The organism is Candidatus Omnitrophota bacterium (assembly GCA_021735655.1).
GTDB lineage: Bacteria > Omnitrophota > Gorgyraeia > Duberdicusellales > 4484-171 > JAHKAJ01.
This window is the reverse complement of the sequence record JAIPGM010000001.1, coordinates 53,375-76,616: the sequence shown is the minus strand read 5'-3', so window position 1 is coordinate 76,616 and position 23,242 is coordinate 53,375. Positions and strand designations below refer to the sequence as shown.

The 23,242-nt window shown below is 40.9% G+C and carries 1 protein-coding gene (only partly in view); it reads right to left on the bottom strand.

Features of this window, described 5'->3' with window-relative positions:
- On the bottom strand, positions 1-23,242 hold the 5' portion of the coding sequence (locus K9L86_00250; protein MCF7907297.1) for a 4-alpha-glucanotransferase. Its footprint begins 114,422 nt before the window's first position; only the first 23,242 of its 137,664 coding nucleotides appear in the window; its start codon is at positions 23,240-23,242; the stop codon falls past the left edge of the window.

The window sequence follows — 23,242 nt, the reverse complement described above, 5'->3', positions numbered from 1 at the left end:
TTTCAGCTACAAGTTTTTTCTCTATCTCATCAATCCTTCTTTCGGCCAAATCTTTAGAATCCGCTTCCCCTGAAGGAACTGAAAAATGACCACTACTTGCTTCGCCCTCAGAAGCTTCCTTGGCCGGCTTATCGCTTTCTGTTTCAGCTTTAGCCAAACCAGCTAAGTATGGCCTGAGGCTAGCCTCTATCTGATTTTTACTCTTTTTACCTACCAAAGCTTCTCTTCGTTCCCAATTTCCATTTTTAGGATTATGGACCAAAACGTGTATCTGAGGAACTAATTCTTTGCCAGTTACCTTATCCACTACCTTAAATTTATTAAAAATTTCAGGGTTGTCATCAATGTCAATTTTCAATAACCTAATATTATCATCAGACTCAGCAATTTCTTCTAAAAGTGGAGCCACGTCTCTACAAGGTCCACACCAAGTAGCCCAAAAATCTAACACAACAACCTTATCTTTAGCTCCACTAAGCTCTCTATTAAAATGTGCTGTGTCGGCTATATCAACCCCAGCTTGATCTGACAAAGAATCAATAACTGAAGAAGGATCAAAAACTACTTCATCAGTTGTTAATGTTTCTGTGTTCGGTAAAACAGCTCCCATTGAATGATCCATGTCTATATCCTGATCATCCATATCTGAATTATGGTCCATAGCCAAACCATCTGCCGACTGACCAAAGGTAGATCCTGCAAAACTGGTAGCCGGAGATGCAATAACCATTATGCCAAATGTAGCTACCACGGCTACCTTAGCAATTTGACCAGCTAATCTGAGTGTTCTACCAACTACAGTTTTTGGCTGAGGAGCTTCTTCTAAATCACCATCTGCTGCATAAGGTACATTTAATTCATGAGCTCTTTCAAAAGCACGAATATCTCCAGCAATTTCTTCTTCTAAAACTCTTAATCGTTCTTGTGCTTCAAGTAGTTCTCTTCTTAATTCATCTCTATAGCCCTCTAAGCTAACTAACTGATCTTGGGACCAACTTGAACTATTACTTTCTTCAATGTTCCTAATTTGAGCTTCTACTACATCAAGCTCTCCTTCTATTTCGTTTTCACTAACCTGGCCTTTACTGTTTAGATTTCCAATAAGTTCTTCAGGGGTTCCGGCTTCTCTTAAAGCTTTGCTTCCACCTAACTCTCTAACCCGATCCCTTAACTCATTAATTTCATCTCGGCCGCCAATATTGGCACTACGAATCATACTATAAACTACAAAACCAAACATATATGCAAAAGCTAGCCCCATAACAATCATAGCAACTACACCCCAAAAAGGCACTGTTGCTGAGCCGGCAGCGACTGCTCCTGAAGCAAAGGCTGTTTTAGTTGAACCTAAAACAACTAAGGTAACAATTACTGATAAGGTTCTAGGTATTACCCTTCTTGAACGGCCATTGTCGAGCGGAGTTGCTCTACTATCAGTCTGATCATCATCAGCGACAACCTCAACTGAAGCCATAATTCTTTTCATTAATTTGAGATAATCATCTGAGTTAAGGGTTTTCTTAGCTAGTCTAACAGCCTTTTCCTCTTGTTCAAAAGTCTCAGCTAACATTATGGCTCGGAAAAAACGGTCAATTCTGTTGCCTCTTGTTTCATAAACCGTCTGCAAACTAGGCATTCTTTTCCATACTCGAGTAGGTTTCTTTCCATTATCAAGCGCAAATGCTAAACCAAGAGTTGTATTCGGTGTACCTAATAATATAACTCTTGCTAAAGATGCTAGCTCTCTCAATTGAAATAGCCTCAAGCTAAGTAAATTTCTAATAAAACGAATTAAAGCAATTCCTCGTAGGGCCATTGAACTGATATTTAATACCTCTACCTCTTGTCCATCATGAGAATAGCCATCTTGAACTTCTCCCCAATGATTTCTCAGGTAAGATTCCCAAGCGGTTGACGGTGAAACTACCTCTCTAATTATTACGTTTTCGCTCATACGAGCAGCTTTGGTAGCGATCTCCTCACCGATCGCTCCGCCATCAATTAAATTAGCTCTAGCTAAAAATGCATGCATGGCTTCATGAGGTAGAATGCTCAACCAAGGATAGAAACTTCCCAAATGAGAACGAGTTTTACGATGATTGGAATAGTATACTCTTCCAACATTCTCTTGATACCCGCTTACCCAAGCTGGATACCTACTATTTTCGTCTCGATAAGATATCATATAGACGGCTGCAGCGAAAAGATCGAAAGCAAAACCATCGCCTAAAAATAACATCTCTAAAGCTGTTCTTATTCCCTGAACTCTTTCTTTATCTAAATCCCTAGCTTCAAGCGACGCAGTAACTTTATCAATAATAACCTCAGCTTGGCCTATACTATCTATATGAGGAATGCTAATTCCAGCCTCTCTAGCTATTGCATAGACTGCATCCTGAAATTCTACATAGTTCCTTGCCTTAATTAGACTTTGTTCAGCTTGTGGTGCTCGACTGATTAAAAGATAATATTCAATCCTATTAAGAAGGTTAATAAAATTAATAGAAAAGAAAACTGCCGCAGAAGCGAGCAATGCATAAAGAATGATAGTTCCACCGAGCGGTATTGATAAATACATTAACGCGTAAATCGGATAGGTCACTGTTGCTGCTACGGCTAATAAAAGCAAACCTAGCGTTATTATTGTAAATAGTTTACTTTCATGAAAACCATTAGGACTAAAACCTATTAATGGTTCATTTTTCACTCGACCATTATCAAGTGGTCTCTGTATTTTATTTTCAGCTTGTCTTAAAGTAGCCTGAGCTTCTCTCTCTAAGACTTTAGCTCGAGCTCTTAATCTAGCTACATTCAATGAGATGGCGATTTCAATTAAGGTTGTAGCATTATCAATGGCTGCTCCGGCTAAGCTAGCAGCTTGACGAGCTCTAGCACGAATGGCACGAGCTGATAGTCTTTGGTTACTGTCTAATAGTTCTTTAGCTTGCTTTGAATTAGCTTCAGCCTCTTCAAGGGCAGCTTCTAATTCTGCGTTGTAGCTACCAATAATTGATGTTAAGCGTTGATATATGCTATGTTCTATGATTCGCTGAGTATTGAGGTTCCCACGATATAAATCGACAATTACATTATCGCTTACAATAGAATCAACTACATAATCGCGTGGTAAACTTTGTCTTCGAACAACGCCATCGGTAGCAATGACTATGAAATCAACTCTATCCTCGCTAAAACCATAAATTATTCTTACGGTTCCGGTTCCGCTCACAGTTACATCCCACAATCTCAACTCTACATCTGGTTTCTGGTTAGCTCTTAATTTTTCTATTTCAGAAGCACTAAGTCTTCTATATGGGTCACCCTGAGGTGCTATTAGAACCTTTATCATCGCATTTTCTCGAGCGACTTGAGCTAACCTGAGAGCTTCTTGTTTTAACTCTTCAATTATTGCTCTGATTCTAGTAATTCTTGCGCTATCTTGGATTCCAGTTTTAGATTCAATATCTTTGATCCTCTGTCCGGCATAAATTCTAAAACTGATTCCTGCTAAAACTGCTGCTACCGCAAAAACAACTGCTAAAACTAACCCCACATTTACTTCGCTATCACTTGCCTGACCTGCTTCAGCTGCCTGAACAACATTAGCTGAACCTAAAACAGCTAAAGCAGTAATTATTGACAAAGCTCGAGATGCTAATCTTTTAGCTCGGCCATTATCGAGTGGTCTACCACGGACCCCCTTAGAAAATTGTCCTGCCACGGACCCTCTCTCAGCGCTAGCTAACGCTAATGTTCTTTGCCCGATAGATCGGAATCGTCTGAGGAACTCCGATAAGGTTCTTAATCCATCCTGCCTCATCCGATCTAACCGGTTCAAAACGCGTGTTAACCTGGCGCTTAACATCTCCAAAACGGCTGACGATGTAGTTCTCAATGCGGTCAAAGCTGTCTCTAGCTGATGCAAAAATCGTTCCATCGGTTGCCACAACCAAGTGTTGAAACCTGAGCGATCTGATGTTACTGACCATCTTGCACCCCCTTGTTCTGTTTTACTGCTACTATTACTACTTACCCCTCTATTAAGACTAGTTCCAGAAAGCCCAACAACCAATTTAGAAGTTGGAGAGGCAACCTTATCGGTGTGGATTGAGCTACTGGAACTATTATTACGGGACCCACTTGCCAGGAAGGTTGATGGAGAGGCAACTTCGACAGTAGGATGGGTCCATTGATTTAAATCAAAAGCCGCTCTCAAGGACCCACCGGCCACGTTTGGTAGAATCCGAGAAAGCGGCAATATTGCTAATAAACCTAAAGCTATTAATATGGATATTGGTAAAAGTTGAGGAATTTTTAAGCCTAAAAAGATAAAACCTAAAGCAAGTACAGTTATTGGGTGGGTATAGAAAATTAAACTTGCTTGTTTTCTTGAATTTGCAGGCGGAGCCTGAGCCTTTGAGGCATTATGGCCAACTACTACTGGTCTGAAGGATTCATGAAGACGTCGTAAATCTAAAATTACAGGTAGTTCGATCTCTATAGACGAACCGCCTAAAGTTCCTTGACCACCATTTTGTGAACCACTGCCATTACCACCCAAGCCAATCTCTTCAGCTTGAGTTTCTTCAGCATCCCTACTATTAGGTATGCTATCTACTCCTGCTATAAGCTTACTCTCAGCTCTTCTTAACGGTCTGCGGCCATCTTCAGGGTTAGCTTTGACTTCTAAATCCTTTCCGTTGTCTAAAGCTACTCCGGCCTGGCTTCCGTTTCTAGATACACTCCTAGCGCTTCCAGATACACCTCTTTCGCTTTCAGAAGTGGCATTTCTGCCTATTTTTCCTAATAAAGAGCTGATTCTTTTTTCAAATTGGTCAAATTTATGACCAAAATTTGTAAATCCAACTGCTATTTTGCCCTCTGTAAAATTGATCCATCGCCGTACAAAGGCAATTACGGCATGGACCACCGTCTTGCCGGGCGAATTCGCTGATCTTCCAAAGCTTATATCACTCTCATCGTCAATCTTAGCTGTTAAAGCATCTATTTGTCTTCTACTGTCACTCGGCACAGCGCCTACTTCAGCAGCTATAGCCGGTGATAAACCCAGATAACCCCTTAAATTTGTAATAAAAGTTGATGTCCTTCTAATAATAGATAAAGGCGAAAGTCCTTTTGGGCCAAGCGGAGTCTGAACAGGATTAGGTAAGCCAACTGGTGAAGAAGAGCCCGGTATCATAGGTATGCGATTAGAAGGAACAAACGGGCTATCATTAGTCTGGCTATCTGACGGCTCTTGATCAACTCCAGCTTCAACTGCTAAAACACGGCTAGGCTTCATGCCCATATCACTAGCCTCAAAAGATAAATCATTTAACCTCTTGTGAGCTTTAGCTAAACCTTCACTGGTTGTTGCTCTTTCAAGGTCTTCACGAGCATGCCTTAACTCTACAAACTTCTCATATTCAGCCAAAGGATCCTTCCCCGGCAAAATACCTTGACTAATAAGACCATCAATAGCCTCGCCAATAACCTGATCATGGATAGCTCGTGCGGCTTCAGGAGTGAGCTTACTATAATATTCCTCAATATCCGTCCGGCTAGTAGCTGATAAATCAAGGTCAGCCATTGCCTGTAAATGCCGCTGCATTTCACCGAGCTCATGTGAATAGTCAGAATAGTAAGTTAAGTATATAGAAGGTCTTCCGTCATAAAAACCAACATGGCTTGCTCTTAAACCTTCAATATAAAACACTGTTACTGGAACTGAAACTTCCTGGCCATCACTAAGACGAACTATCATTTCGATCTGCTTAATCTTTTGATGTTTTGACCATTTGCCAGCTATACTTAGGTTTTCAGATCCATTGTCACCTTCTCCAATACTACTAATCGCCGGACCAGAACCATCCCATTTAGGACCTTTTTTAGCAGATTCCCAAAGACCAGCCGCCACACCATCATCAATTAATTGACCCCAAGCTTCTCTAGCGTCGGGATCGCCAGCCATTGCATCATCTCTGATGGCCTCTAAGCTAGCTAAAATACCATCTTTATCAGCTTCTTTCTTAAATCCAGGTTTATCAGTTGCCTCTTCTGCTTCAGGTAAAACATCTTTCCAATCTTCAACCAAACTACGAGGACCAACATCCGATAAATCATCACTACCAGAAACATCAATGGCATAAGGCCTTATGGTTAGCTGATGTCCGCCCATCTTGCGATGAATAATTGTAATATCATATCCTCGAGCCTGACTAGGATATATAAGGTAAAGGCTATCGTTTCTAGCTATTTCTGCAAGTGTCACTGAGATCTCTTCTTCTTTACCATCAACATCAACCTTTAAAGACAGCTGAACATTGTGCTCAGTTAGCTTGCTTTCTTTTCCTGCTTTAGTAACTACAATGGCAGCATTATTTTTAGCTCGAGAAAATTTGATAGTTTCAGAGCCCACTGTCACTTCTAGAGATCTACTACCTATAACAGAAAAATCAATAGGTTCGTCAATCGCTTCTCCTGAATCAGATGTTCCCTCTAACTGATATAAGCTATCATCGATTTGAGTTAAGGTTAGTCCTTTGCCAATGGGCCATTGACGACGAGTATCTACGCCCGGAACACTAATAAAATCAGGTTCAAAAACCTTAGCAACTTTAATTTGTTTATTTTTACGGGCAATAACAGGGTCATCATCAAGATCACCCCAATGCTGGCTCATTTCCATAACTATTGGTGGATAAGGGTCATCACTATGACCTAAAGCCTTTCTTAAAGTTTTCAATCCACTATTATCCGTTGCCTTATAAAAAGCCCACTCAAGCAATTTATCAGCCTTAAGGTCATACCTGAAAATGAAATCTTGCAACTTATCACCAGCCCGCCATTCAACCCAGCGCATTGGAGTATCAAAATCTCTTCCATTACGTCCGACCAAAGCATAAGCTATATCTTTGGTTGGGTCTAGCGGCTTAACTACAATTTTACCTTCAGCATCAAACTCAGTCTTAAATCCATCCACGTAGAATTCAGCTAATTTAAGTTCCCGATTCCAGGCAGCTAATTGCAACAATCGTAATGGTGACAGGCGACCATAAGAATCTAAACCAGAGTTAGCTTTCTGGGCCCAGAAGCGACGATTAGCATCGCGCCTTAAATAACGGCTATAATAAGGTAAGACACCTTGCAAAGCAATCGTAGTTTGGCTGCTGCTCTCGCCTTGGCCGAATTGACTATCTTGATAATCACTAATCCTTTGAACTAAATCTATACGTGCACTGTCAGATCTAAATTGAGCCTTATGCATATAGAACTCAGTCCGATTCATTGCTGATCGGAAAGAATGATAAAAAGACCATAGCCCATGCGGTAAATCTCTATAGCGACTACCTAATCTATCAAAAGCATCACCAACTATCTTTCTTCTTAGCTGACTCGGCCTTCCAGCCATAGCTCGAGTTAAACCTTCCTGGAGAAAATCAATTTTTAACTGACCGACTGCTTCTCCAGAAATAAGTGTTGATAGCTGATCATTGTTAAGGGTCTCAATTAAAGACTGTTGAGCAGCCAGACGGCGCGCGTTATCTTGTGAATAACGGGCTCTATTGATTAACTCATCCGTATTAACACTGCCTTGAACATTAACCAGACGTTCCCTTAAAATCTCTAATTCCATTAAATTGTCAGCAGTCAAGACTATTTGACCACTGCCAGTGTTAAGCTTTACCTCAGCAGCCTTATCTCGAATAACCGCTCTCTTGACAAAACCAATTAAACCATCTAAAGTGGTGACTCTTTCCTTGTCACTGCTTAGTGACCAAATCCCATTAATTGCGGCTGTAGCTGGAGCTTTTATTCCCTTCATCTTTATTGGTCTATCGCCAACCTCAACAACAATATCAGCTACCGGCGTTGCAAAAAGACCAAAATTACTTCTCGGTGCTACGGCTCCATCAGAAACAACCCCATCATGGATTGTTCTTGCCACAGTTGGATTACTATCTAACCAAGTATTATAATCCTCTAATGAAACACCCTTTCTAGATGCGTTTTCCCTGTGCGCCCTAAACTCAGCCGCAGCATGTTGTGCGGCTACTCCACCTTGATCGGTAAGAGCTATCCTTCCAGTAGAAGCATCATATTTTCCTAAGGAAGCATCAATGCCAATTTCGCCGGTAACCGGATTAACAAAGTCAGCTTGACCAGTTTGCCTAGTTAATCCACGAACTAAAACTATTTTTGCTGAGTCTGAAGTGCCAGCTGGAGTTCCTGATGAAGGCAAGCTAAGATCAGCCAAAGTTGCAAAACTTCCCGGACCAGTTTGTATATCAACTGTACTTGGATCATGATAACCAGTATAATCTGCCTCAGCTGTAAGTAACTCTGTGGCTAATTCACGGCCGTTATTTAAAGGGCTGGTTCCACTACCGTAAACAGCTGAACTAGTCGGACTACCTGGCGATTGAAGAGCTTGAGTGGGAATATTTAAATTAAGATTAGCCGCGACACTAGCAAACGAAACCCCCTTACCGTCAAATGATTCCTCAATCCATTCCATTGCCTGCTGATAAACTGATTGAGCCCTAAAATAGTCAGCATTAGAAGCATAATCCATTCTTCTCGGAGGAGCTAAAAACCCGCCGATCTGAACAAAGGCCTGTCTAAATGCTAGATTAGTGACAACTTCTCGTAAATTTTCTTCAACGCCGAATTCAATAACCCTACCAACAGCGTTAACAACTGGCTTTCCGATATATGGTATACTGTCTATACCAACTTTCCTCATCGTATCGCCAATAAAAGCTCCATCACCAAAGAAATCTTGAACTAACGACTGAAACTCACCTAAGCCTGGCATTTTACTAAGACCGGGGTTTAAAATCGGTCTTATAAAATGCATGGTCGGACCAAAGTACATAGCAGTTATTGCACCTTGCCATGAATAATTTGACATCACATTAAGCTTGTACTCAAACGGTGTTGCTTGTTCAAAGTTTTTAATCTGTTGCAAGATGTGCTCACGCTCTGGGCCAGTTGTAATATCAAGCTGATTTCTTAACTGTTCAACTCCAATATTTTTTTGCAAATCCCAAAGCGAAGTATTTGGAGCATTAGGATCAAGGCCTAATTCCATTGCCTGCCGGGCGATACCATGACTAGAAATTTTTCTAGCAGTTAACATATCTTCAGTATAAGTAGATATCACTAACTCTCTTATCTCGCGATTTTTATTAGCTAAAGAAGACTTATTAATTAAATCGATCTTATTTCTTAAGGCTTCACGGGTAGCTGAATCTTTAATGTTTTCCTTTATAAAGGTATCTACCTTAGATGGATCTTTTTTTAGGGCCTCAATGGCAGCAACGACATCTCGGGAAACTTCAGACGGCATTTTCTGGATATCAAACATCTCACCAAGAAGCGTATCAGTAAAATTCCAACCACTACTATTTTCATAAAGATAATTCTGAACATGCGGCAAAAGCGGCATCATGATCGAGAGATCTTTAACTAGACGAGCTGATTCAGCGACCATCTTGGCTGTAAGATTCATTGGCGTAAGCAATACTTGCTTTCCACCCTGCTCTTCCATAAACCACGATCTAGAAAGATTGCGCGTATCGCGTAATCCCGGAACAATTAGTTTTGTGCCTATTGTGACTATACTTAAAGTGCGATAAAAATCACGGCCAAACCAAGAATCTTTAGAATTCCAAGACGCATCTGAACCAAGGTAATTTTTATAAAAAGTAGGATAACCAGTAGCAAAGGCAGCGGTTAAACCCCACTCAAGAGAATTAAGACCTTTAATCGGCAAGAAATCACCCCTAGCAGTAAAACGCTTAATAGAACCTTCTTTAAGATTCTTAAATCCTTCCGACCATGAATGTTTGCCTGCACCACGAGCTTGAGCAAAACTACTAGAAAGAGTCCATAAGGCAACGACATTGTTAATGTTACGTACGGTATTAGCGGTTAAATCACCGATCATGAATTCTTTGCCAATATCATAGCCGCCCAGCTTACCTCTATTAAGAACCTCAGTAGTGAGATCAGTAACCGCCCAAAGCGCTGGCCAACCTTGATAAGCCCATTGTTTGACGCCGCCAACCATATTCTTAATACCTGCTGCCTCAGCCTTAGCATACTCTGCCGGATTTAGCTTGCTCAACTTTTGATTCCAATTGAATACAGCTTTGCCAAAATTACTAGCAGCTCCGGCTGCTAAACTACCAATGAAGGCATCTTGAACAAAGGTATAAACCGAATAATTGCTTTCATTAGTGACCCAAGCATTAAATGCTCCGGCTCCGCCAGTAGCCAAGGCACCAGTAAAAGGAACATTGTTGCGATATAAACTTTTACCAACTGTCCTAGCTGTAGCTTGAGCTAAACGAACCGGGATGCTTGACTTAATCGCATTTCCAGCATCATTAAGCTTTGGTGCTCCGGCACGTCTTATGCCTTTTCCAGCTAACTTTATTAATGGTGAAACCTGCCCAATAGCAGCAGCTGCAAGAGTTTGAGTCCAAAACTCCTCACTACCAGGGTTATCACCATAAAGAACAGCTCTTCCGGCACCCAATGATCCATAACCAACAGCACGGCCAAGCATTCCAATCGGAATTTTAGCAAGGTTGGGCAGATGTTTATAAACATCTGCTACTTTTGATAAGCCAGTTGATTTGGCAACCTTCGATAGCGCAGCACCTCCGGCACCCATAGCAACCGTAATAACAAAAGCCGTACGTCCGGCATCTTTATAAGCATCTACAAGAGCCAAAGGATTGCTATGTTCACCAGAGCCAAGCAGTGACTCACCATGGACCACCCAGTTCTTCGCCTCAGCATACCCAGCCATAATTCCTCCGGCGATATTATAGGCATACAAACCATTTCTTATTGTTCTCATCACCTTGACGGTGCGTATTGTTGCCTTAGAAGCATCTGCGCCCAACTTGAAACCACTCCAAATCGTTGACGCGCCTTTTAATGCGGCACCACCTGAAGCTACCTCATCAGGAAGACCAGGTGTAGCAAAGAAAAGTACTGCGGTTAAAACAACCTCGCCAGCTATCTCAGCTGAGCCCCAAGTTACAGCATCAACATAATCATTGGCAGCCATGGTAGTTGAAACAAGATCAAGTACGTTAGGATTACCCGGATCATTATGCCACAACTCCATAAAATAAGGTTCAAGCGACTTACCATCAACATAAAAAGCTTCATTGTTTCCTAAAATTGCAAAATTATTTGCATTTAAACCACTCCAAGACTCATTTATAAAATCAAGGTTACCGGTAGGCTGCATAGCATCTTCAGCTGCATCTTCTACATTACTATCCATCCAGGTTCCGCCATCAGCAAACTGTGTTCTAATTACTTCACTGTTAGAATTAAGATCAAATAACTCAACATTATCTGATTCCCGGTCAAACATTCCTCCATCCCTGGTGTCAAAAATATTATCACTTTTAAAAAGTAAAGGAACAACTGTAACCTCTCTAACCTCTTTGCCGTCTTCGTCTTGCACCTCTATTACTTTTTTGTTGTCAGCAACAAATCCATCCCACTTTTCTTTAGAAACTTCGCCATAATAGCCACCTTTAAAATGTTCGGTAGCATCATTCACTGAAAGCCATCTTACCTGGTAAGGCCGGCCTGAAGATTCACCTGAGCTTCCAGTATCAATTGAAGCAATGGCAGTATCATCTAGACTAAAATCATAGCCTTTAGTATAACGCCCAACCGCTTCGGTATACAGTTTGTTATCAAAAGCCCAATGTTGATTTTCAGCATTAGTTTCAAGAGCGGTTTCAAAATGACTTTGACCCGCCCCGAAGAACCACCCGCGGTCAGTACCAATCTTTAATTTCATTCTATTAGCCGTCTCTCCGGTAATGCCGTCGCTGCCTTCCGGTACGATTTGTGAACCTTTGACCACTAAACGATAGGCAATGATTTCACCATCCTTTTTGACTGCAAATGGCGCAAGCTTTTTCATGCCGCCGGTCCATGGATCCTTTTTTTCAAAATCAATGATATCTTGAGCATTAATCTGAAGTACGAATAAAACATCGCTAGTACGGGTTTCCTCTAAGGCTTGCTCAAAACTAGTATCCCAAAAACTAAAAGGATTTTTGGCATCCCAAGGAATTAAATATTTTGTTCCATCGCCATCAACAAATAAAGCATTATCTCTTACGCCATTACCATTAGCATCACTCAAAGCCCTCGCCAAAGCCGCATCACCTTTAGGAGCAAGTTTTAAATGATTTACATCTACATCAAACGGTATAAATTTCGTTGTTCCTTTAGGGTCACGATCACCTAAAGCATTCCGCTTGACATAACCTTGGCCAGTGAGTGCGGCATAAGCATTTTCATCGTTTGGTGAAAATTCACCATACATCTCTTGAACTGCATCCAATTCTAACTTACCACTTGTTCTTTCATTAGACCCTTTGTAGCCTTGATAGAAATCCTCGATAGTATCTTCTAAATTTGAATCATCAGAGCCACCATCGATCCACTTAGTAATTGCTTTACCATTCTCATCGATAAAAAGAACCTTAACATCATCATTACCAGGTCCCCATGTTCCTACACGTCCTCTTTCATCTTTTAAAAGCGCCTCATCAACCGGCAGGCGATAATACTTGACACCATCACGATAAACCGCTCTGCGCTCCAAAGCATCCCGACTTGCCTTGGTAGCGCCGTTAGCTTCATTTTCAACAAAAGCTAACTGATCAACTCCGTATTTACCTGTCGCCTGAACCAAGCCTTCTTTTAAATCTTTCTTTGAAAAATCACCCTGCCAGTTTTTCGGTAAAGCGCTCTTCTCAACTTCAGTTTTGTTACGACGAACAATAAGTTTATTGTTCTTATCCTTATAATAATCTATAACCACAGCGTTAAAGCCGGTTCGAACAGTATGCGAGGTAGTAAACGATCCGCCAAAACTCATCTGACTAGTAGTCACTGTTTTCGGACCAAACTCTGAAGCATGAACTAAAGTCCATTTCCCATCTTTACTTATAGCTATCGCTAGATTACCTTTTTTACTCCATCTTGGAGCAGATTCATACCAACCAACGACTTCCTTACCATTTATGTCGCGGGTATGAGCTGGGGCCCAATTAAGCATTTTCTCTTTTAAACGTGAAACCGTAGTTGCATCATTAATTGCTTTTTTATAAGCCTTCGCAGTGAGAACTAAACCCCCCTTCTTGGGAAGCATGTGGATATATTCAAGCTTTTGGGTTGTAGGATTTCGATAAGGCAAATAAACAGCAGTAAAATTGGCAGTTTCAGTCTGCCGCATAAGCGTTAGCTTACTTAATAAATCATAGGTTGCTGCTTGTTTGGGATTAAGCCAAATCTCATTACCTTCTACCCCAATAGTATGTGAAAGATTTATACCATCATAGCTTACACCATGGTGTCTTAAGAAATGAGTTCCATCAAGAGTAACATCGTAGAAACCTTCACGACCAGATGCATCCCTTAAGCTAGTTAGAGTAGCTTGTTGGTTAATCCCCAAACGTTCGGTATTGTTTAAAGATTCGCCTTTAAGCACTTTAGCGGTAGCATCAAGCACTCCCCCATTTTCAAGAGCCTTTACCCGCATTATAATCGTGCTGATTTTTGGCTTCTCCAAGCCAAGGATATTTATGCTTTTAAGTATTCCCGGCTCAGCGATACCTTCCATATTAAACTTGCCCTTGAGTACTAATCCTTCGGATTTAATACCAGTTCCTTTATGATTCATTGGATCATATTCATAAGTTGCGCCCCAACCGATTACTTCCGGACCTTCGCTCCATTTATTATAGTCAGTGTTATTTGCCTTATAGAACCTTCCCCCATCAACCCAAACAGTAGCCTCAGTTCCTAAAAATCTAGTATGATCAGCTGAAGCCATTTTAATTCCTTGATAAGAAAGCGCCCCGACTATTGTTTTCGGATCAATCTTATCGTATTCTTTTCCTCTAATAGTTTCCTTATGTAATCCGTATTTACCTAAACGATAGTTTTTAGCCAGACCTCCTTGATCACCGTTACCAAAATTAAGTTCACCAGCTTCTTTATGAAAAGTTATATTCTTGCCAATCCCGTGATACTCTGATTTAATTTTACCAGTTTGAGAATCATAACTAAAACGCAAGGTAGGATGTGGGTCAGTATCATGGTTGGTCATTGGGTCAGTGTCATGGTCAGCATCATAGAAAAATACAAAAGAATTCTCAGCAAGATAAACTTTATCTGAATGAATCAGCTTGGTGCTAGTAAATAAATCGTTCGAGCTAAAGTATAAAACTGAAGGATTAACTTTTTCTTTAGAATCTAGTTTTCCATTATTATTAGAATCTTCCCAGCCTACGCCTCTGGTATAAAGATTAGGTATCAAAAGAGCATTGTTAAGGGCAAATACTAATTGTCTAGGAGTATTAAGTTGAGCATCAAGTTTTAAAGACGCCTTTGACGTGCTCTTTGAAGTGTCATATAAGGTGCCGCCAAAGAAATCAGCTGCTCCAAAGATATTACGTGAAGAAGCCCGAGCATAAGTAGGAATTTCTGAAGCTTTAGTGTAGCTTGGGGCCTTTGGATCAGTTATAATCTCAACATCAAAGGGTGATTTGTGACTCCAAAATTGACCGTCGCCGATTAAGGCTGATGACTTGAGCGATCCGGGAATCACTGCACTCTTAAGTGCACCGCTATTAACCAATGGCGTTGGTGAATCATAGCTATTTGGGCTAGCATTGTTCTTAGCTTCCGGCATTTTAATATTGCCTAATAGTACTGAAAAAGTTTTAGATTCACCATTAGAGTCGCCAGTTACGAAAGAAGAAGAAACTGTTTGCGCTATCTGGCCTAAAGCATCGGCCTTTCCTTGCGGAAGCACCCAATCACCACCCATCTGCTTGAACCAATTAGCGCTGGCACCATCGCCTGGTCGCTCGCCACGAGCAGTTACCGCGTAGGTCATATCTCTTTTTTCATCAAAAATAATAGACACTGGAGTGGCCTCGTCATAAACTTCACTCCAATTCTTAGCTTGGGTAAGCAAGTCTTTTTGTTGTTCTAATATAGTTAAATTTATATTCTGCGGTGTTTGATCTTCTAAAAGAAAAGCTCTAACATTAGTTAGGGCTTGCTTTAATTCATCTCCTTTTAAACCACTCAAATCAATTGGAAGGTTGTTTGCCTTTTCTTTAGCAATGACTATATCTCTTTCTAAATTCTTTATAGTTCGTTCGAACACTCCTCTAAAAAAATTGTTGTCGGAACCATCCATCTTTGCTTTCAATTGGGCTAATTGAGCCTCAAGACCCGCTAGATATTCTTTTCCTCGATATTCTGATGAAAGCGAATTTAAAATTCCATCTCTAAGAATAGCAATGTCAGCATCGCTCCAATTACGAAGCTCATTCCCGGTACCGCTAAGAAAATCAGCTATTTTGTTATACTCAGTATTTAGATAGTACCAAACTTTTCGGTAAGAAGGTTCATTTGCGGCGCGTTGAGCATAGACAAAATCACGTAAAGCCTCAGGGCTCTTAAATATATCAATTAAAATCTGTTTGTTAGGTCTATCCATCCCCTTAACAAATTTGATTGTAGATATTAAGGTATTAACATTACTCAACCCCTTATCAATATCAGCAACAGTAACAACATGTTTCCCGGCCATCTCAAAATCCTTAATTATCTGCTTTGCTTCAAATTGAGAGAATCTTACATAGTCTGAATGCTCAGAAGGACGAGCGTAAAACTGACCAAGGGTTGTTTGTTCAGCTTTGGTAAGTTGAAATTTATCGCTAAGAATATCCGGATAAGTAACTGTTTTATCAAGCATTCCGGTTCCTTTATCCATAAGAATGCCATAATTAATCGGATTACCCTTTTTATCAACCTTATCTGAATCCAGATCAATATTGATTGCCCCATCAAAGAAAGTCTTACTACTTCCATTCATTAACTTATCCGGACCAGCCAAATCAAGATCAGTAAAGGTGAGGCCATTGGCAATTATCTGCTGATGGACTGCCTCGCTATGGATTAAATAGTTATCGAAAACTGTTGGGTGATTGGCCCGTAAATCAGCCACTGAGGTATTCTCATCAATCGGTTTTCCACCATTTTGTTTGTTGTAATTTCTTAAATAATTCTGTAGGTCTACTTTTTCAAAGGGGGCATTTTCTAAACCACTTTCGACTGTAATCCGAGTTCCTTTCATGCCTAGAGTACTCAATAAAGTTTCTGCATCAACTTGGGAAGCATAAGTAACTTTACGTAATAGACCAGTTTTTTCGTCAGTACCAGTAACATCAAATTTAGCTAAATCTCCCCTGCCAGATATTACTTGACCAAGCTCAGCATTTACTATATTGTTATAATTCTCAAAATCAGGATCAAGGCCGCTACTTAAAGCCTGTGCAATCTTTTCTCGATTGGCCTCCATGACCTCTGTAACTTTTTCTCTAAATTTAGCAACGTTAACTGTACCAGTAGGATCTAAAATTTCTGAAAATTGCTCTCTAAGCTTATCAGCACTATCTGCACTAGAAAAATCATAGTCTTTAGCATTAAGCATCATGAGCGGATCATTGTTTGGTTCAGAACCAAATCTAACCACTCTGGCAAGCCGAGCCCTAGTTATTAAGTCATTAACCAAGGCTTCCTCAGGGCTTTGATTAAGTGCTTCGTTAGCTGACTCGGGATTAGCTTTAAGTCCGGCAATAACTCTATCAGCTCCTTCAGCATCAAGGCCAAAACGACTAGGGTTAATACCTAATTCACTCAAGCTCTTATTTGCCATAGCAATATCAGTTACGCCGTCAGCTCGTAGCTTTGAAATGTAAGTTCTCATAAAACTTGCACTCGGGTTATGAAAGACATTACGCATATATAAAGGTATGTAGTCGTTACTGCCAGATTCATTAACTATTGCACCACCCCAAGAGTGTTTAAGGCCGATTTCATTGTCCCAAGATGTTTTCTGATAGGCTAATCCCTTATAATCAGTGTCGGGATTGCTTAGGCTGCGGAAAAATAGCGGACCAGCAGCAATATTGTTATTATCAATTGTATCCTGAGTTGGCTGCCAAGTACCCACTTCAGCCGAAAGGGTTGCGCTATTGGCCACGATCAACTCTTTTATACTCTCATTACTAAGACTAATCTTTGCATCAATCAAGGCATCACTAATGCTTTCACCTCGTTTCACCACAAAATTCTTACCATCATATTGTAAGGTAATTTCGCGATTGAAAGGAGTTCTCGGGCCAATGGTGTGCGTCCGATCGAACACAGCCTGATTACCGTAGACAACCATGGTGTCAGTTGGCATAACTTTTCCTTCAAAGGAAGCTTTATTGGAGTTAATTACCTCAAGCGTTGAAACTTTATTAGCTTTAGCAAATTCAGCCAAAGTGATATTATCGCCAACAATTACTTCCTTGCCGCCGATATTTAATTTTTCGCCGGCAGCTAGCTTCATAAAAGGATTATATTCATAAGACTTCTTTTGGCTAAGCTCGGCGAATACCGGCTTCATTTGAGAACCTTCCGAATAACCTATCACTCTTTGTCCATCGGCAGTTATTGCTTGGGTGATTTTTGAACCATCAGAAAATTCACGTAAGCCCGGCCCAATACCTAAAGAAACAAACTCACCGTCAGAGCTCTTAATGAGATAATTTTTATAGTTAAAAAGACCTTGAGGAACATTTCCGTTTACCGAGGAAAGACCTTTCTCAGTGCTAAAGCGGCTAAAAAGATTCATCTTATCCCCAGAGCTATCCTTAACCGTTGAAACTTCTACTTGGCCATCAATTAAAGGCAAAACCTTATCGCTCTTACCAGCCTGGCCCTTTGAAAAATAAGGATAATTATTAAGAGTAAGATTTATCTGGCCCTGATTAATATCAACCTTGGAAAGTTCTAATTGTCCAGTGTTTTGCTTGGGAGTTTTTACGGTAGAACCATCTTGAAGCGCAGTCTCAGTAAAGCCAACTGTCTCTTTAAATCCTTGAGCTCCAGGAAGCTTGGCTACGTCAACTTGACTTAAATCAATAGTATAATCTCCGGTTTTTTTATCACGAGTTACTGGTAAACCTGAACCTTGCAGTCCAGTAAGAGTAAAATCTATGTCGCGCTTAGCGCCAGTTCCATCGACATAAGCTAATTTAAAAGATCCATCTGACTCAATAGTACGAAAACCAACCACCTTACCTTGGCCAGAAGCCTTAAATACTCCATATTCAGGAATATCTCTTACTCCATCAACAAACAACTTAACCGCTAATTGAGCGTATTGTTCAGGGGTGTATTTAGTAGTATCGACCCCTAACAGCTTAAGGTATTCAGGGCTGAATTGCGGATTTTGCAGTTTACTTAACTCTTTAATTCCGGCAACTGCAGCATAATCACCGGCTTGGACCTTAGCCCAGTTTTCTTTTGTAAGTACTGCCTGGGTAATCGCTTTAAACTCTTTTTCAGTAAATCCCACGCCGCGAGTCATCATCATAATATCTTCACGACTACGTATCTCAGGAACTGAATCAAAACTAACTTTAGCCGGGTCTACCCTAAAAGGACTGTCTACACCTTTTATACTTAAATCTCCCTTATTGTCATAGCTAAGCTTTATTCCTGATTCACCTTCAGTATTCCCAATGACTGCCCAGTTTAATCCATCAACTATAGAAACCGATACGTAACGATTCAACTCACCGTCCGGCACATAAGCGGCCCCTGTCCATTCGCCGTTCTTTACGGTTTTTAGGCCTCCTTCAGCAATCTTTGGTAAAACTATTTCAGCTGTAGTGTCAGTCCAACCAAGCACAGCCTTACCCTCGTTACCAATCCAGCCAAACTTACCATTATCGCCAAAAGAAACCACAGTCTTAGCTAAATGTTGCAACTGACCATCGCTATCCTTCACATCTAAAGATTGAGCAGTATACTTTCCAGCTAGACCTACTGAATAGCCTTCCTTGCTAACATCATAGTTAAAAACACCAGCTGCTGGGCTTAAGCCATCACCTAAAGGATCAAAAGTAGCATGAGCACCTTTATATAAATCAAAAACAACACCCTGGTCACTCATTAAAATATTAGCAATATTAGAATTCTTAAGTGTTGGAACAAGTGAAGAGAGCGGATCTGACTGAGGCAAGGCTAACATATCCTGCCCAGAGTTAGGCTTTGAATTAGCTCCTTTTACCACATCAACCCCCCCTATCTTCTCAAGCTTGGCCTGAGCAAGCTTTTGAGCAAATGGCGGCAAAAAAGAAGCTACTTCAGAATGGTTGCTAGTTAAACTTATCGGCTTAAGCGCCTCAAGATAAAGCTTACCATCTAATTTAGCTAATTTAACATTATCACCAGCTGCCGAATTAAAAGAATCGCCATTTTTAAGACGCTGCCAATTACCTTGAGCTAAGTCAGCGCCACGATTAAAGGTATCATAGCTAATTTTTCCGCTTTTAGCATCGTAATTAACAATAAGATTTTTAGCTTGAACCTGATCGACAAAAGCATCATTTGCTGATATATCTTTAGAAGCAGGAAAAGTATTCTGAATATAATTAAAAAAATGAATTAATGAACTCTCGGTAAACTTAGCATAATCCGTAACTGTCTCAAGACCCTTGGCTGAAAAGTTAATAAAAGAGTCACTGCGTAAAATTTGTGTTTTTGAAGGATCAGCAATGACTCGCTGCAATAAAGGTTGCCCATCGCCAGACTGATAATTACCGATAAGACTTGGTCCAATACGCAAACCAACATCACCAGCGACAATTCTTGAAGCATTAGCATTAACCAAAAGTCCTCCATTAACTGGAACGCCAATCAGTTCGCTTTTTAAATTTTGGTAAAGAGGTCCATAATTGCTGCCGTCGGGGTTAAAAACAGAATTCTTAGTTACCCAATCATTACCAGCGAGAGTAACCTTTCCATTAGCTATGCTTTCAGTGATCTTAGTAGAAATAAAACCATCGGTATTTAACTTACCAATTTTCTGACCATCAATACTAGCAGTTGTCACCATCCAAAGATGACCAAAACTATTGCCGTCGGCGGTCAAAGTATTTGGCGTAAGTTTTAAGTTTTTACCGCCATTGACTAACTCGGCATTGTAAATGCTCTGAAAATCATGACCGAAAATATTAAAAACCGGTTGGACTGAAGCAACTGCATTCTTATCAGTTCTTAAAAAATTAGCATCGCCAACGAACTTACTAGTTCCTTCCGGTTTATATAAAGAAAACCAGGTATTATCCGAAATGCTATGGCTCGGTAGACGATAGCCAATATCTTGGGCAGCAAACTTTGCATTAGCGCCTCTTACATCAGCATTGGCCTGCTTAAGAACAGAGGTAGTGCTCCAACTCTCAAAACTATTACTCTTCATATCAATCCACTGAACTTTCTCAAAGCCCTTCGGCAATTGCATAAATAAACCACTATTGGCCTGTTTAGCTGTATTTAAAGTTCCGTTTTCAAATGCCGAAGACTGAAAAGGAAGATGCCCTAGCTTGACCCCTGTCGGTACAAGAAAATCGGGCGAGAATGGTGTTGGCGAAAAATTATTTATCGGAAGAGTGCTATTTTGGATATTTTTAACACCTGCCAAATGCTGGCCTAAACCCTGATTGCTATTTATAATTTTTTGAAAGGTAGCTGGGTTAGTTATGTTATTGTAAACGTTAAATTGACCGGTAGGATTAAACTGCCACTGTGGTTTAGCTGCTCCGCTGTTTGCAGCACAACTATCGCCAGAACATGGAAGGGCAGTCTCAGTCCAGCTAAAGGTTCCATCCTGCAATTGCTTAGCCTTCATGTTGCCAGCAAAAACAAGCTGACCATTAAGGCTTGGATTTAAAGAAAAGGTCTGTGACTCCCACTCGCCCTTTGAAAACTTACCGCTAATCATTGAGCTATCAGCTAAATTGCCTAAGCTTTTACCGGGACGAGCCAAAAGCATTGTAGAAGAACCGTCGTCGCCTCCAGCTTTTTGCCAAAGGTAAGTAAACTTTTCTCCAGCCTGGGTAATTCGAGCAACCCTTAAAATCTCATTAGTGGCCCAAGGAGAATTTGATCCATCCGGGGCAAGCTTTGTAGTTATGCCTAACTCAGCTCTAAAAGTTTGTAAACCATTCTTCTTAAGCGGATCAGCTATCTTAACAATACCAGTATTACCTAAGGGATGGAACTCCTGAAATCCAGAGTTACGAGTTGTGGCTCCGTGGAAAAAGGAATTCTCCATTTTATTAACACCTTGCCAGTTTCCAAAATCAACAAACTTTCCAATGCTGGCCGGAGCAAACTTCTCAGCACCTTTGCCAAAGAAATCATTAGTAAACCCGGATTTATACGGATTCATAAAAGTGGTTTCATGAGCAGTTGATTTTACCCACTTATTGCCAATTTTATTAAATTCCTGGCTAAAAATTACCGGTGATGACTTTCCAGCAACTCCAGCAATACCACGGTCGAAGGTAATCTTCTTAGTCCCATCAGGAGAAATAAATCCACCATGACCTTGATTAAAATTATAAGTTTTTAAATCCTGAAAGTTAACTATTTGATTCTGATTAAGACCAAAGTGCCCACCAACGTATATACCCTTTTGACCGTCAAAATGGGTCGGTAAAGCTACCGATTTAGTCAAACGATTACTGCCAAAATTAGCAACTTTAAAATCAGTAGTATGGATCTGAGCTAACTTATTAGTACTCGCTAAACCACTTACTTGCCATTGAAATTTCTGACCGACAGCTGATGTTGATCGAGTAAAAGTCTCCGTAGTTCTCTGAAGAGCCGCGGCTTTAACCATCTTTGCTGGAACTAAACCAGCTGCGGCGAGACCGCTTAAAGGATTAAGATTTGCTTGAGTGGCATCAGCCAAACCATTACCAGTTATAAGAGTGCGTTCTCGATTAAACCCATCGGTGCCAACTGAAAAAGCATTAGGGTTTCCGGCTGCAGTCCTTCCTGGCTTGATCATGCCATCTTGAGTATAAATTGTAGCTAAATCGTGAGTGCCTAGACGAGCCGTGCCCATAGCTAGCCTCTTAATATCACTATGCATGGTTTCAGCTGAGACAACTCGACCGTTAAGTTTAGCAGCTAGCTGGCCAACTTGATTATATACATTATCGGGATTAGCGTAATGTTGCGGTAGAACTAATTTCTGCTGACTAGCGGCTATTTTAAGTTCGCCTCCAGCCAGACCACCAATTTTAGCCGCCTGGATCCTTTGCCCTGGATTAAGATGCTCAAAAGCAGCAATCTCTACCCTACGGTTAGTATTTGTTTCAATAAGAGCTAGTATTTTTGGGTCAGCGATAGGCAAAGCTTCTCGTGCAGCAAGAACTTGTGAAGTTACATGCTGTTCAAGAAAACCACCCCAAACTGCTCCCTCTATCTGCTTAACTGCCTCAATACCCTTAACTACTCCGATCTGGTTAGCTTCAAAACCACTCTTGCCTTGACTACGAGCTTGAGCCCAATTTTCTCCTAAAGCAGATTCAAAAGTAGTAGCGACTGATGTCTGTTTAGCAGCTACTTTCTCAACAGCAATACTTATCGAATCCGCAAGGTCTGAACCGATCCTTCTGACTTGTTCTGTAAAACCAGTCGGCTTACCAGCCTGGCCTGGCTCTGAACCAATGAGCGTAGGTGCTATTCTTCCAGTTGTTCTTACAACACCTTCAAGTGCAGTAGTAGTAACTGGAGCTACGGCTCTAAAAGCATCTGTAGCACCTCTAGTAACAGCACCCCAATCAGTGCTACCGGGCTTAACTGCTACTGGTTTTGGCTGTGATGGCTTTAATGGTTTTGGAGGTGTTGATGGCTTCGCTGTATCGGAATTCGGAGGCTTTGGTTTAGCCGATGCTCCACCACCTTGCCCACCGCTACCACTGCCAGCTGCTACAGGACTTACTTTCGGCGAAGAAGTCACTGGCGCTGTTCCACCAGAAAGTTTAGGAGAAATACTAGTAGAGTTACCACCGGCCGTTTGAGCATAGACCGGAGCACTAGCAATAAAATAACTTAAGCCTAAGGGCCGATAGATTGGAGTTTGATAAGGACTAAGCGTAGTGTGGATTGAAGTAGCTAAATCTGGGCCATAAGCCGAGGCCATATCCTGCCAAAGAAAACAAAAAAGAACCAAAAAGGCTACCTTACGCATCCAAGGCTTAAAAGCCGGATTATGGATTTGGGTAAATAGTCCTGACTGATTGTTGGTGGCTTGATCCAT